The sequence below is a fragment of the Curtobacterium sp. MCLR17_036 genome, from assembly GCF_003234445.2.
Taxonomy (GTDB): Bacteria; Actinomycetota; Actinomycetes; order Actinomycetales; family Microbacteriaceae; genus Curtobacterium.
Genome location: NZ_CP126269.1, coordinates 1,647,525 through 1,660,669 on the forward strand (window position 1 = coordinate 1,647,525; position 13,145 = coordinate 1,660,669).

Annotated in this window: 17 protein-coding genes and 1 tRNA gene; 10 read left to right on the forward strand and 8 right to left on the reverse strand. The window is 70.2% G+C overall.

What is annotated here, in order from left to right; translation table 11 throughout:
• Position 1 precedes the first annotated feature (1 nt).
• Together DEI99_RS07750 and DEI99_RS07755 are read right to left on the reverse strand one after the other, a co-directional pair.
• Entirely contained in the window at positions 2–883 is an 882-nt protein-coding gene (locus tag DEI99_RS07750; RefSeq protein WP_111041818.1) for a hypothetical protein, read from the reverse strand.
• A complete protein-coding gene (locus DEI99_RS07755) occupies positions 883–1,527 on the reverse strand; it encodes a SatD family protein (RefSeq protein WP_111041819.1) in 645 nt (214 codons plus the stop codon). The genes DEI99_RS07750 and DEI99_RS07755 overlap by 1 nt, the downstream gene beginning before the upstream one ends.
• An 85-nt stretch (positions 1,528–1,612) precedes the next feature.
• On the opposite strand from DEI99_RS07755, the gene DEI99_RS07760 reads away from it, so the two are divergent.
• The 3 genes from DEI99_RS07760 to DEI99_RS07770 all read left to right on the forward strand — a co-directional run bounded on the left by DEI99_RS07760 (position 1,613) and on the right by DEI99_RS07770 (position 3,281).
• A tRNA-Val gene (locus DEI99_RS07760) sits at positions 1,613–1,688 on the forward strand.
• A gap of 238 nt (positions 1,689–1,926) precedes the next feature.
• Complete coding sequence (locus tag DEI99_RS07765) at positions 1,927–2,841, forward strand: aminoglycoside phosphotransferase family protein (protein WP_284180988.1); 915 nt, start codon at positions 1,927–1,929, stop codon at positions 2,839–2,841.
• Between the two features lie 113 nt (positions 2,842–2,954).
• Positions 2,955–3,281 (forward strand): hypothetical protein, encoded by a 327-nt coding sequence (locus DEI99_RS07770; protein WP_111041821.1) that lies wholly within the window; start codon positions 2,955–2,957, stop codon positions 3,279–3,281.
• A 106-nt stretch (positions 3,282–3,387) separates the two neighbouring features.
• Here DEI99_RS07770 and DEI99_RS07775 read toward each other — a convergent pair whose 3' ends face one another.
• Together DEI99_RS07775 and DEI99_RS07780 are read right to left on the reverse strand one after the other, a co-directional pair.
• Entirely contained in the window at positions 3,388–3,912 is a 525-nt protein-coding gene (locus DEI99_RS07775) for an AAA family ATPase (RefSeq protein WP_284180989.1), read from the reverse strand.
• A gap of 513 nt (positions 3,913–4,425) precedes the next feature.
• On the reverse strand, positions 4,426–5,205 hold the full coding sequence (locus tag DEI99_RS07780) for an alpha/beta fold hydrolase (RefSeq protein ID WP_111041823.1): 780 nt from the start codon (positions 5,203–5,205) through the stop codon (positions 4,426–4,428).
• 675 nt (positions 5,206–5,880) lie between these two features.
• Here DEI99_RS07780 and DEI99_RS07785 point away from each other — a divergent pair.
• Positions 5,881–6,762 (forward strand): manganese catalase, encoded by an 882-nt coding sequence (locus tag DEI99_RS07785; protein ID WP_111041824.1) that lies wholly within the window; start codon positions 5,881–5,883, stop codon positions 6,760–6,762.
• A gap of 57 nt (positions 6,763–6,819) precedes the next feature.
• On the opposite strand, the gene DEI99_RS07790 is transcribed toward DEI99_RS07785, so the two are convergent.
• Positions 6,820–7,122, reverse strand: coding sequence for a hypothetical protein (locus DEI99_RS07790; RefSeq protein WP_181434443.1), 303 nt, complete (start codon positions 7,120–7,122; stop codon positions 6,820–6,822).
• A gap of 16 nt (positions 7,123–7,138) precedes the next feature.
• Between DEI99_RS07790 and DEI99_RS07795 the strand changes: the two genes are divergently transcribed.
• Complete coding sequence (locus DEI99_RS07795) at positions 7,139–7,567, forward strand: DUF4345 domain-containing protein (protein WP_181434444.1); 429 nt, start codon at positions 7,139–7,141, stop codon at positions 7,565–7,567.
• A gap of 97 nt (positions 7,568–7,664) precedes the next feature.
• A complete protein-coding gene (locus tag DEI99_RS07800; protein ID WP_146247114.1) occupies positions 7,665–8,048 on the forward strand; it encodes a hypothetical protein in 384 nt (127 codons plus the stop codon).
• A gap of 46 nt (positions 8,049–8,094) precedes the next feature.
• Here DEI99_RS07800 and DEI99_RS07805 read toward each other — a convergent pair whose 3' ends face one another.
• The gene (locus DEI99_RS07805) at positions 8,095–8,730 is read right to left on the reverse strand and encodes a flavin reductase family protein (protein WP_258369404.1); all 636 of its coding nucleotides are present in this window, start codon (positions 8,728–8,730) and stop codon (positions 8,095–8,097) included.
• A 253-nt stretch (positions 8,731–8,983) separates the two neighbouring features.
• On the opposite strand from DEI99_RS07805, the gene DEI99_RS07810 reads away from it, so the two are divergent.
• Positions 8,984–9,988 carry a phosphotransferase gene (locus tag DEI99_RS07810; protein ID WP_220037148.1) on the forward strand — a complete coding sequence of 335 codons (1,005 nt, stop codon included), beginning with the start codon at positions 8,984–8,986 and terminating at the stop codon, positions 9,986–9,988.
• A 157-nt stretch (positions 9,989–10,145) separates the two neighbouring features.
• Here DEI99_RS07810 and DEI99_RS07815 read toward each other — a convergent pair whose 3' ends face one another.
• A complete protein-coding gene (locus DEI99_RS07815) occupies positions 10,146–10,334 on the reverse strand; it encodes a hypothetical protein (RefSeq protein ID WP_111041829.1) in 189 nt (62 codons plus the stop codon).
• A gap of 335 nt (positions 10,335–10,669) precedes the next feature.
• On the opposite strand from DEI99_RS07815, the gene DEI99_RS07820 reads away from it, so the two are divergent.
• Together DEI99_RS07820 and DEI99_RS07825 are read left to right on the forward strand one after the other, a co-directional pair.
• On the forward strand, positions 10,670–11,365 hold the full coding sequence (locus tag DEI99_RS07820; protein WP_111041830.1) for a helix-turn-helix transcriptional regulator: 696 nt from the start codon (positions 10,670–10,672) through the stop codon (positions 11,363–11,365).
• 98 nt (positions 11,366–11,463) lie between these two features.
• Entirely contained in the window at positions 11,464–11,835 is a 372-nt protein-coding gene (locus DEI99_RS07825) for a VOC family protein (RefSeq protein ID WP_111041831.1), read from the forward strand.
• A gap of 56 nt (positions 11,836–11,891) precedes the next feature.
• Here the strand turns inward: DEI99_RS07825 and DEI99_RS07830 are convergent, their stop codons facing one another.
• Complete coding sequence (locus DEI99_RS07830; RefSeq protein ID WP_111041832.1) at positions 11,892–12,386, reverse strand: GNAT family N-acetyltransferase; 495 nt, start codon at positions 12,384–12,386, stop codon at positions 11,892–11,894.
• 84 nt (positions 12,387–12,470) lie between these two features.
• Between DEI99_RS07830 and DEI99_RS07835 the strand changes: the two genes are divergently transcribed.
• Positions 12,471–13,127, forward strand: a complete 657-nt coding sequence (locus tag DEI99_RS07835; protein ID WP_111041833.1) for an HAD family hydrolase — start codon at positions 12,471–12,473, stop codon at positions 13,125–13,127.
• Positions 13,128–13,145: the final 18 nt, after the last annotated feature.

The following is a 13,145-nucleotide window of genomic DNA, read 5'->3' on the forward strand; positions in this document are numbered from 1 at the left end:
GTCAGCCGCGAGCGAGCAGCCAGCAGAGGCCGGCCGCGGCGAAGGCCATCGACCAGCTCACCAGGCTGCCGATGAGGAAGTACTCCGCCTGGTACCCGGTCGTCTCACGCCGGATCTCGGGGAACCGCACGATGCCCTTCGCGGCGATGAGCGCCGCCACCACCGGGAAGGCACCGGCCAGGGCGAATCCCGCGAGCAGCAGCCGTTCGATCGGACCGATCATCCGGCCGCCCTTCAGGGTGACCGAGCCGGGGGACCGCTCGCCCGTACCCTGTCCGTCGTCCCCGGGCAGGCGCGGCGTCCGGAGGCGGAGGAAGCGCAGGCGTGCGGGACGCGTGGCCGTCGGATCGGGGTGCGCGTCGGGTGCGAGCCCCGGCGGCAGCGCCTGGGCGACCACCACGTTCGCGGAGTCGACCAGGAACAGCGCCGAGCCGACACCGCCGACGACCGCGGCGAGGGGGACGCTCCCGACGAACGCCGGACCGGCGTCCCGCTGCCAGTCGACCACGAAGCCCGACGCGTCCGGGAACGGCGCCCACAGCAGCAGCGCGACGACGGCGACGGCGAGCAGGACCGCCGGCCACGACCCGGACCGCCGCCAGCGGGGGAGGCGAGTCGCGGCAGCAGCGTGGTCGTCCTCGTCCTCGTCGTCGTCCGCGCGGACCGGGAACGTCGTCGCGACCCAGAGCGCTGCCAGCACGACCACGACGAGGACGGCCCACGTCGGCAGGCCGAGGCCCGCGGCCGCGACGACGACCACACCGGCCCACAGGACGACGACGACCGAGGTGGTCACCACCCGCCGCCGCGCCGGACCACCACCGGCGCGCGCCCGGACCACGTCGGCGAGCCCGACGAGGGCCAGGAGGACCCCGGCGAGCATCAGCGGCCCCCGTCGGCGAGGACGCGCAGGCCCTCGACCACGGCGGCGACACCGGAACGCTGCACCGACTGGGACACCGCCGACGGGGTGATGCCCTCGGCCGCCGCGATCTGCGCCTGGGTGCGGCCCTGCAGCAGACCGAGGGCGACCCGTCGCGCACGCGGGGTCAGCCGTGACAGGACGTGGTCGCGGCTGAGGAACCAGGCGTCGACCAGCCGCTCGGTCGGGCCGAGCCGGTCCTCGGAGTCGTGGTACCAGGACCGCAGGAACGGGGTCCGGCCGTCCTCGCGGCGGTGGGTCTCGTTGATGGCGTCGCGGGCCGACCACCATCCCGGGCCGTCCTGCAGGGGACCGACCGCGCCGTCGCCGATCGCCCGGACCGGCCCCCGCCCGATGCCGAGGCGGACCTGCACCGTCGGCGGCAGGGCGAGGATCGCGGCCGTCGTCGCCACGAGGGCGTCGGCCAGCGTGGCGTAGACGGTCTGGAACTCGTCGCCGACGGTGGCGCGCAGCGGATCGAGCGCGTCGACGTCCGCGGTACGGTCGAAGGCGGCCTCGACCGCGTGCTGGGCGGCGGCCCGGTCGTCGAGCTTGCGGGAGTCGACCAGGTCGACGATCACGGCGAACACCGAGGTCTCGGACATGGGTTAAGCGTAGACCTTCATTTCGGCGAAAGTAAGGCGTGGGCTGAACGGGGATCGATCTTCCGTTCCCGTAGGATCGACGCGAGGGCCTTTAGCTCAGCTGGTAGAGCGCCACGTTTACACCGTGGATGTCGTCGGTTCGATCCCGGCAGGGCCCACCATGGGAGCGGTGACCATCCGCCGACCTCTCGTTCGAGACGCCGGCGATGACTGGGTCCACGGGGCTGCCATCTGGGGGCGTCAGCGTCCGCACGCTCTCCCCGCAGCGCGTCGAGCATCGGACCTCGAAGCCGCGGTTCTGGGCAGGATCGGATCGCGGAACGAGGTCCGCACCCGACTCCGGCGATGCCTCCGGTGCTCGCGCTGTGGTTGCGGCGCCGGGTTCGTAGACTGCTGCGCATGTGGCCGACCGTGGAGGCATGGCGGAGCACCGTTCCCGAGCTCCTCGCCTGCGCGGTGGCCCGTTGGGGCCTGACGCTCGGGCGCGTGCACGTCGGCGGGAGCGCGTCGCACGTGGTCTCCGTGCGCACCGCCACCGGACGAGATGCGGTCCTGAAGCTCTCCTTCCCGCATCGTGAGGCGCGTGACGAGGCTTCGGCGCTTCGTTGGTGGGACGGCTCAGGGGCGGTTCGACTGCTCGAGGGTGACCTCGACGATCCGTTCGTGCTGTTGCTCGAACGGTGCGATCCGGGCGTGCGGCTGGCCGACCGGCACGATCTGTCGCCGGAACGCCGGCTGTCGATCGCCGCGACTGCACTCACCCGGTTGTGGTCCCGCACAGCGTCCAGCGATCCCGGCACGACCACGATGCCCGTCCCGTCCAGACCGTTCGAGCGTGTGGCCGACGTCACCGCCGAGTGGGCCGACCTCGTCGAGGAGCGCGTGCGCACACTCCGGCCAGATCTCGACCTCGTCGCGGTCGCTCGTGGAACGGCGCTGCTTCGTGAGCTCCCCGTGACGGCCCCTCGGACTGTGGTCGTGCACGGCGACTACAACCCCGGCAACCTCCTCACCGCGACGCGAGAGCCGTGGCTCGTCATCGATCCGAAACCCATGGTCGGCGACCCGGCGTACGACCTGGGCCCGATGCTCATGCAGATCGACGACCCCTTCGCGCTCCGGGACACCGAGGGGCACCTGCGGGCTCGCATCTCGTTGCTCGCCGACATGACCGGAGAGTCACCGGTCCGGATCGCCGCCTGGTGCGTGGCACGCCTCGTCGAGTCGTCGCTCTGGTACGTCAGCCGGTCTGAACCAGCGGCAGCGCGCGACACCATCGAGCGTGCGATGGTGCTCGACGCACTCGTCGTCTGATCCGACCGCTCAGCCGCGGGGAGGCGCTGCGAACCGCGCCCTCTGTCTCTGTCAAGAGCATCTCGCTGGCCGATCCATTGACGAGACAGGTCCTCCTGCGGGATGTTCGTGGCATGCGTGAGTGGAACGGTCTCCAGATCCCGGTGGCTGATCTGCGTCTCGTGTTCGATCGGATCCTTGCGCACGTCGAGCGTGTGAACGGGGAGTCGGTCGTGCTGCGTGAGGACTACTTTTACTCGTTACCCACTCCGGATCTGTACGACGTGTCGAGCGACCCACCCGAACCCACGATCGGGCAGTTGACCGAGTCGTGGGACAACCTGACGTCGGCGATGGACGCGGATCGGACGGTGATGTGGGAACTCGTGTGGCTCGGCGACGTCCTACGAGCCATCGGGCATCTCCTGCCCGACGGCGAGCAGCGTTCGACAGACCGGTAGCCGATCGGTCGCTGAGACAGCATCAGGACCGTCACTCGCGGCCGCCGCCGATCGCGCGACCCGCTCCCAGCCGTTGCGACGCCGTCGAGCGGTTGCCCGAGCAGGGTCACGCCCAGTTCACGGCGGTGATGACGCGCCGGGCGACGCTGTCCAACGGTTCGGAGGACACGTCGATCGTGATGCTCGCTGCGTTCTCCTCGTCGAGGATCCCATCCAACTGCCCGCTCCGGGACAGGTGCCAATCTCGCTCGTCGCCGGGCTCGTGCCGTTCCAGAAGGCGCTCTCGCACGCGATGCAGGTCGACTCGGAGACGAACGAGGACGACCGGACAGCCGAGCGCCTCGCTGTACCGCTGCAGCGCTCCCGCACCCTCGACCACCCCGGCTACGACGAACCGAGCCACGCCAGCGCGACGGTAGTTGTCCGACACCGAACGAAGGTTCGCGGCTTCGACAGCGGTGTTGAACGGGTCATCGGGCGGGGCTGGCCAGCATCGCCGGAGCTCGTCGAGGTCGATGACGGCGTGCGGCACCTGCGAAGCGCGCAGGAGTCGACCGACCGCGTAGGCCGTGGAGGTCTTCCCGGACCCGACGGTGCCGGTGATGAGCACGCACGTCGCCAGCTTCGACATGATCGCCACCCTAGAGTAGGGACTGGGCAACGAGGCGGCTGCTGGCAGGGTGCCACTGGGAACGTGGTTGAGCAGAATGTCCCGTCAGCGGGTGGTCGAGCGGACGGAGCACTCCTCGGGCTGCTGGTCGACCGATCGTCCCTCCCGGCTATTGCGGCAGAGTGGATGCATGTTCGGCGCAGCGCCCGGAACGTTCCACTTCCATCGCAGGCACCGTGAAGCGGTCATGTGGTGAAAAGGCCACCACCCGTCCGCTGGAACGAGAACGTACCGGTAGGAGCAGCCGTGTTCGTCTTCGACGACCACCCGACCACCCGACCGCAAGACCGGTCCCGGGCGTCGTGATCGCCGTGGGCCGGTACCGGCTGGGCGCCCTCACGGCTGAACAAGCCCATCAGCCTCCCGGGACCGAAATGCAACTCTTCGCACAGCAGCTCGCGAGAACCACTACCCGGACATGCCTTCGGATGCTGTCACCGAGATCGCTGTCGAGCCGCCTCGCTGACCGATCCTCTACCTGTCGATCCGTGCGAGCCAGTCGCAGATCAGGGCGGCGGTGATCCCGGGTTGCTCGAGGTGCACGTTGTGTCCAGCACCGTCGAGGACGACGAAGCTCCCTCGCGGGTAGTGGTCACGGAGTGCGAGCCCGTCCTCGTAGCCGACGACGTCGTCCTGCCGACCGAACAGGTGCAGGGCCGGAGCGGTGAACGGTTCCGGATGGAGTTCCTCCGGCACGGCGTCCAATGCGTAGTCGGCGGCGATGCGGTCCATCACCGCAGGGTCGGCGCCACGGAGACCGGGCAGCACGTACCGCTCGAACGCTGCGAACGCTGCGGCGTCCTGGATGACGCTGACCTCCGCGAATGCTTCTCGCGCGTCGCCCGCGGCTTCGAGGACGGACGGTTCGGTGTGCAACACGGTGCGCTTGGGGACGGCGCGGTCTGCATGTGTCGGCTGCACGACACCTGCCAGGGTCGCGACGCCGAGGATGTGGTCGCGGCGTTCGTGGGCGACGTGTCGGGCGATCATGCCGCCGAAGGAGTTCCCGATGACAGCGAAGGGCTCGTCGCCGAGGTGGGCGTCGATGTCGGCGAGTACCTCGGCGGCCACGTCGGCCGCGCTCTTCGCGGTTGCGGTCGCCGAGGCGGCTTCAGCCCATGGCAGGTCGAGGAACACCAGCCGCCACGGCAGGTCCTGAACCGCATCCGCCAGCGGCAGCATGATGCGGTGGTCCACCCCGAAACCGTGGAGCGCGACAAGAGGACGACCAGAACCAAGAACTCGCGCGATCACCCAGCAAGACTATGAGCAGCGAACACATGTCGCGAGTGAGTGGCGCTCGTGATTGTCCGCTGATGGAGCGGGTGTCGAGACAGGTCAGTGAACGTCGTCCGGACGCCGCAGTTGTGCGCTGAGGGAGTCGACGATCTGCTTCAGATGATGGTGGGTGGGTCGAGGACAAGCAGATCAGGACCTCTTGGTCCACCGCCGGGTGGGGCCCCGGCTTCACCATCCGGCGTCGCCCTCGCGGCGTTCACCTCTGCTCGCATCCCGGAGGTCGAACCGAGCTATGGGAGGACTCTGGTCTGGTTGCTCAACACACGGAGGTGACGTCTCCATCGAGGTGACGTCTCCACCGAGGCTGAGCAGTGGTTCTCGGGGCCGGACCGGTCCGTTCATCCGGCGAGTCGTTCGCTCAGGCGAGGAGTGGGACGTGGCGAACGGACCGATCGTCGGCGAAACCCTGTGGAGCGAGCTCGATCGCTGCGGCTGTGCGGTGCCGTCGTCTCGGGGAGCGCTCAGGGGTTCGTCGACGGCCGACCGGGTGAGTCGTGCCGCGGCAGTGCGCCTGCGTGATCTGCACATTCCGGACACGCACGGAGGTGGCACGGGCGACCGTCGGGATCGCACGACGGGCCACCGCGTCCGAGACCAAGTCCGGGCCGCCGCCCGGGAGAGGAGCAGACCGTGTACTTCCACAAGCAGGAACTCCAGTTCAAGGCCACCCCCGACAAGCCCGACGCCGTCTACGCCCGCAAGCTGCAGGAGGTGCTCGGCGGTCAGTACGGCGAGATCTCCGTGGCGATGCAGTACCAGTTCCAGGCGTGGAACATGCACATGCCCGGCAAGTACCGGGACCTGGTGTTCGGCATCGGCGCGGAGGAGATGGGTCACGTCGAGATGCTCGCGACGATGATCGCGCAGCTGCTCGAGAAGTCGCCCCTCGGCATCACCGAGGACGCCGTGCAGGACGACCCGACCGTGGCCGCGGTCATCGGTGGGACGGACGTGCAGCACGGCATCGTCGCGGGCGCCGGAGCGCGTCCCGTCGACAGCAACGGCAACCCGTGGCAGGGCTCGTACATCACCGCGAGCGGCAACCTGCTCGCCGACTTCACGGCGAACGAGAACGCCGAGATGCAGGGGCGTGTGCAGGCTGCGCGGCTGTACCACATGACGGATGACCACGGCGTGCGGGACCTGCTGGGCTTCCTGATCGCCCGCGACACGATGCACCAGAACATGTGGGCTTCGGCGGCCGCAGAACTGCGCGAGTCGGGGATCGAGGACTTCCCGGTGCCGAACAAGTTCCCGGAGTCGCACCAGGCGAACGAGGTCGCGTACCAGTACCTGAACTTCTCCGACGGCGCCCAGGCGGGTGACGGTCCGTGGGCGAGCGGTCCCTCGTTCGACGGCAAGGGCGAGTACAGCTATCACGACGGGCCGACGTCGTCGGTGCCGATGCCGCCGCCGACGCATGCGGACGCCCGGTTCTACGGCACGACCGAGGTGCCGAACCTCGTCGAGAAGGCGGCCGGCGCCGTGCAGGACACGTTCAACAAGGAATGAGCCGACACCGTGACGGACGGGAGGCCCGGTGCCGGCTGGCACCGGGCCTCCCGTCCGTCAGCGGGCGGCGCACCGCGCCGAGACCGCGTCCACGCCCGGGACGGGGCGTTCGCGGCGGATGATCGCAGCCGCCGCGTCGCTCAGGAGTCGCTGCTCCGTCCCGGCACACCCGCGCAACACCGCGAACGCGGAGTCCAGGTCCACGTCGAGTGTCTCCGCCGTACGCTGCTGCAGGATGCTGATCGTCGCGACGTCGGTGCGTGCACGCGCGGCCGCAGCATCGCGGTCGTCGAGCGATCCCGGTGACCAGGCGACGTTCAGCCCGGCCCCCGCCGACACCGTCGGAGGGCTGGCCGCCAACGATCGGAGGAACGCAGTGATCGACAGGCAACATCCGGAGCCCACCGCACGCGAGGCCCCGAACCGGGCGGTGCTCGTCGTCTTGCTGACCGTCGTCGGGGCAATCGCCGTCGTCGGCGGCGGCCTCGGGATGGTGCTGGGCGCCGTCACGGGGCCCGAAGCGCAGCACGTCGCGGTCTCGACGAGCAGCGAGTACCGGTTCCTCAGCGGCGTCTGGCTGGTACTCGGCGTGGCGCTCTGGTGGTCGCTCGTACGACCCGCGAGCCGGTCGGCCGTCACGCGAGTCGTGCTGATCGCCGCGATCGGTGGCGGTGTCGGACGACTGGTGTCGTTGCTCGTCGAGGGCTGGCCCGGTCCGTTCACAGCGGCGCTCGCGATCGAGCTGCTGGCGCTCCCGGTCCTCCTGGTGTGGCACGTTCGGTCGTTCGAGCGGGCCGCCGGCTGACCCGTGCACCAACAGCCGATCGGCTGACGAGACGCCTGATGGATCGTTCTTCATGCCTGGATCAGGGCGTGCCACCGTCTGCGCTCTCTCGGAGACCGTGGCCGACCCGACGTCGCCGATCGCACCGCCACCACCGCCCTCGCCCTGGTGGTGGTTCCTCCCTCCGGTGATGCTGGTCCTTCGCCGCAGACGCAGCATCGCTCACCACCGCACGATCCTTTCGGTCCTGACGCCGCAGCAGCGTGCGCACCGCGACCGCTTCGTCCGCACGACAACCGGCTGGTTCGTCGTCGCGGTCGGTGGCTCGTTCAACGCCGTCAAGGAGACGTGGGAACTCGCCGAACACAACGAGTGGCACCCCGCCGTGTTCGTGCTGGTCCTCGTCGTCATGCTCGCGCTCGTGGGCGGGAACACTGTCTGGCAAGCCAGCCGGTGGTCCCGGAGAACCGGTCCCGCCGATGCTGAGCAGCGATCTCACTGACCGATCGGCCATCGAGACGTGAACCTGAGGACGGCGGTGTCCCGGGTCAGCGGTACCACTCCTCGTCGATCGTGGCGAGTCTCGACGGCCGCAGTTCCCCGGCCAGGCCGTAGAAGCGCTGGAAGGCCATGATGAGCGGGCGCCACCGGTCCGGGTCGATGCGGTTCGTCGTCCCCGCTGCGCGGATGTCCTCGTGCACGTGGACGCGGGACACCGCGGCTTCGAACAGGAAGGTGGCGTCATCGCCCGGCTCCTGCCCCGCGAGCGTGTGCGCGTCGACGACGCGTGCTTCGAGGTGCACCGGGCACTCGTCGACCCGCTCGGCGCGGACGGTGTCCCCGGGCCGCCCGTGCAGGCCAGCTGCCGCGAGCTTGTCCGGGACGTGCCGGTAGCCGACCCGTTCCTTCCCGACAGGGACGGGATCGCGCCCGGTGGTGAGCGCGAGGGCGTCCACAGCCGAGACCAGCGGGGCCGAGGGCAGGTTGATGACGCACTCTCCCGTCGCCAACAGGTTCCTGGCGGTCTGGGACCGGCCGCCCATGCCGAGCACCGCGGTGTGTCCGAGCCAGAACACCGACGACATCGGAGCGGTGTTCGTCACGCCGTCCGCATCGATGGTGCTCAGGAGGACGACGGGTGTGCCGAAGTAGAGGATCGCGGGATCGATACGGGTGTGCTGCACGGGCTGCTCTCTGTCGGGGCCCGCGTCGAACGCGAGCACCGCTGAGTCTCGCGGTCCGTGCACGCGGCGGCTGGCGGGTTCCGGACGTCGCAGCCGGGCACCCCTGTCGGCGGCCGTCCCGTCCCGTCGGCGCTGTGTCCACGAGGCGCTGCGTCCACGAGGCGGTGCCTCCATGGGCTGGTGCGCGCCTCCGTGTGGGGGATGATCGAGTGGAGCAACGAGCGGGATGCTCGTCTCGTGGAACGGGGGATCGATGACGATCGAGATGTTGTGGGAGCAGGACGAGCCGGACGAGGTGCTCCGCGATCGTTTCGGCTTCGCGGACGCTGCGGCGGTGGGCGACTGGGTCGTCTCGATGCTCGAGCGGCACTGGGACATCCGGGTCGCCTCCCCGGAGCGGGTCGTGTTGAGCGACCGCAACGCCCTCGCGTGGGTGCGCCGGGGCGACGAACGACTCCTGCTGAAGTGGTCGTTCGCCCCTGAGCGATCCGAGCGGCTCGCGTTCGTCGCGCAGGTCACCGCGTGGCTCGGCACGCTCGGGCTGCCCGTGTCCGCTCCGGTACCGGCGACCGCCGGCGACCTGCAGCTGACGGACGAGGGCGTGTCGATGAGCCTCCAACACGTCATCGACGGATCGCACCTGGACGTCGAGGACGCTGCACAGGTCGGATCGGCCGGGGCGACACTCGCTCGACTGCACGAGGCGCTCCGCTCCTGGCCCGCGCAGGACCCGCGACCCGAGGTGCTCGCCGTGCCGACACCGCTCACGGAGCAGGTCACCGACTGGATCGCTTCCGATCCGCCGACGCTGTCGCTGCGTGCTCGGGACGTCCTGGGGCGGCTGCTCGAACGAGCGCCGACCGCCCTGCCACCCGTGCAGCTCGTGCAGGGCGACTACCGCGCCGCGAACATCCTGTGCGCCGGCGGCGTGGTCGTCGGGGTCCTGGACTTCGAGGAGCTCCGCGTCGACCACCGGATCGTCGAGCTCGCCCGTTCAGCGGTCCTGCTCGGCACGCTCTTCCGGGACTGGGGGCCCGTGTCGGAGTCCGTACGGCAGCGGTTCCTGGACGGCTACCGGACGGTTGCCGTCCTCACCGAGGAGGAACTCCGGTGGTGGCCGGTCCTCGTCCTCTGGTACTCCCTGGCACTCGTGCCTCCCAGCGACGACCCCACCGGCTGGGGGCGAGCAGCGGTCGAGGTCCTCGGGCACGCAGCGAGGGAGCAGCGCACCGGTCCGACGTCCCGGCGCAGCGGATGACGCGCGACCGTCACGACCGCCGTCGGACGACCATCCCGATGCTCCCGACGAGCAGGACCGCTCCTGTGACGACGGCGAGCGGTGTGCCGAGGGACCCGCTTCGGCGGGAGCACCTGCTGACACCCGCACGGCGGCACGGAACCGGTGCTGCCGCGGATCAGGGACGGTGATCGTTCCGTCGCCGGTGGTTGCGTCCGTCGCCCGCGAGCCTGCTCGCGGTGTCCGCCGGAACGCCGGGCCCGACGCCGTTCGCGGCATCCTGCCCCCTCCCGACCGCGACCAGCACTCCGAAGAACCAGTTGACGAACCGCATGGCGCCCTCCTCGGCGTCGACCTTCGTGACCATCCTGGCCGACCGCCGCTCTCGACGCACGGTGATCCGTGCCTCCTGACCGGGCCGCGTCGGCGGCATCGTCGACGTGCATCCCGGCCAGACGATCTCCTCCGCGCCCGGCGGGGAGCACTTCCACGCCGCCGGTCAGGACAGCGTCATGGAACACATCGCCGTCCTCGAAGCTGCGGACGATTCAACCCAGACCAACACCTGGCTCGAACAGATCACCGACGAGCGGGCAAGTCGACCTCGCTCGGCGAACTCGAGCGCCGTGGTCATCACACCGTCGGTACGGACCACCGAGGGTGGAGCGACGGCGACGGCGGTCCGTGGAAGAAGATGGGTCGGTGAACCGCACCGATCGCCTCTACGGTCTCGTGGAGGAGCTGCGGGCCGTGTCACCGCGGCCGAGGAGCGCCCGTCGCCTCGCTGAACGCTTCGAGGTGTCCGTGCGGACCATCGAGCGGGACCTCGCCGCGTTGCAGCAGTCGGGTCTGCCGATCTGGGCGGAGCCCGGCCGGACCGGTGGGTACGTCATCGACGCCTCGGCGACGCTCGGCCCGGCGGGGTTCACGCTGGACGAGGCCCTCGCGGTGCTGATCGGGCTCGGCGCGCTCCGGCACAGCCCGTTCCGGCACTCCGCCCGGACGGCGGCCCGGAAGATGCTCGCGGTCATGCCGGACCAGGACGCAGCACGCGCGAGCGCCTTCGCGTCCCGGGTGCACTTCCTGGAGAGCGACGAGGACACGACCACGCCGGTCGCGTTCGCCGAGGCCCTGCGCGCGGACCGGGTCGTCCAGCTGCGCTACCAGGACGCGGGCGGTGCGGAGTCCACCCGGGACGTCGAACCGTTGGGGTCGATCGAGAAGGAAGGGCAGTGGTACCTGATCGCCTGGTGCCGGCTCCGACACGGTGTGCGAGCGTTCCGCGGCGACCGGATGCTCTCGGTCAGGGTCACCGACGAACGGCCCCCGACGCGCACGCTCCGCGCTGAGGACCTCGCGATCCAGTACGGACGGCTCAGGTCCGTCATCGACGACTGAACCGGAGCGGACGATATCCGCGAAACACCGACAGGACGGTGTCGCGACGACCGGCGATGCTGGGGATCCCATCGCACCGCACCACCCGGAGGAACCCCATGTCGTTCGCGTCCATCCGCATCGTCACCGACGACCTCGACGGTCTCGTCGCCTTCTACGAGCAGGTCACCGGCCAGCAGGCCGAGCGCCCAGCCCCGGTCTTCGCGCAGTTCAGCGGCCCCGCGAACCTCGCGATCGCCAGCACCGAGACCGTCGCGATGCTCGGTGGCGCGCTCACTCCATCGACGAACCGGTCCGTGTTCATCGAGTTCGAGGTCGCGGACGTCGACGGCGCGTTCGCCGGGCTCGGACTCGCGGACGACGACGTGGTCCTCGAACCGACCACGATGCCGTGGGGCAACCGCTCCGCACTGGTCCGGGACCCGGACGGCAACGTCGTCAACCTGTTCAGCAAGCCGACCGCCGAGTAGACGGAGGGGGTCACCGAGCGAGCGGCCACGTCGTGGTGGAGGAGACGACCGAGTGGTCAGCGGACCAGCCGCACCGTGGTCTTGATCGGTCCGAAGCTCGACGTGGCGCCGTCGGCGGCGAACCCGTTCCGTCGGTAGAAGGCGTGCGCGCGAGGGTTGTCGGCCGCGACCCACAGTGATGCGGGTCGCCGCCCGAGCGCCGCGTCCAGGAGCGCTTGCCCCGCTCCGTTGCCGTGGGCGCGCGCGAGCACGTACAGCATCGTCAGCTCCTCGGGACGGACAGCGTCGGGACCCGGCGTCGAGTCCGTTGCGCCGAACCCGACGGGGCCGGACTCGTCCTCGGCGACGACGGTCGTCGAGGCGTCCCGCTCCAGGATCGCCTGCCACATGTCGACACGTCGCTCAACGCTGAACCAGGTGTCGGTGTCGGGATCGTCGACGAAGCGTCCGTAGGTCTCGCGCCACGAGGCGGCGTGGACGCGGGCGATGCCCACTGCGTCGGCGAGCGCCGCGGGCCGGACGACGAGGGCAGTGGGGTCGGTCGCTTCCACACCTCGACCGTAGTGACGACGACCGCTCTCGTCGACAGCGTTGCGGAGGTCACCAGGCGCGGGCTCGGTGTCAGACTGGCTCCCGTGCGTGACGGTGGGGTGGTCGTCTTCGACTTCGACGGGGTGCTGACGAGTCGGGACACGATGGTGTTCGTCTGTCGGCTGCGCCTCCTGAGCGACCCACGTCGACTCGTCGCTGCGGTCCCGTCGCTCCTGCGGCGGTCGTTCTCTCGCGACGCCGGTGTTCGTCAGCGGTCGGACCGGGCGCTCGTCGCGGTGGCGTTGCGTGGTCTGGACCGCGCAGGGTACGAGGACCTGACCCGGATCGTGGTGTCGCGCTTCGTCGACGCTGGTTGGCTGCGGCACGACCTGGTGGCGGAGTTGCGGTCGGCGGCATCGAGAGGCCGGACGGTGGTGGCGACCGCGAGCGAGTCGATGCTCGTCCGCGCGTTCCTCGACGTGCTCGACGTCCGCGGTGTCGCGGTCCTCGGGTCGGAACTCGAACTGACGGCACGCGGGCTCCGGTTCGCGGTGCACAACGTCGGCGAGCAGAAGCTCGCCACCCTCCGAGCGGCTCGCGTCCCGCTGGCCGCGGCGACGTTCTACACGGACTCCGTGACGGACCTCCCGGTGGCAGCCGCGAGCTCCGAGACCGTCTACGTCGGTGCGGACGGCGAGGCGCTGCGCCGTCTGCCGCGGTCCACGCTCTGGTACCCCGCAGGTTCCTCCAGCGACCGGTAGCCGATCGTCCCTCGCCCG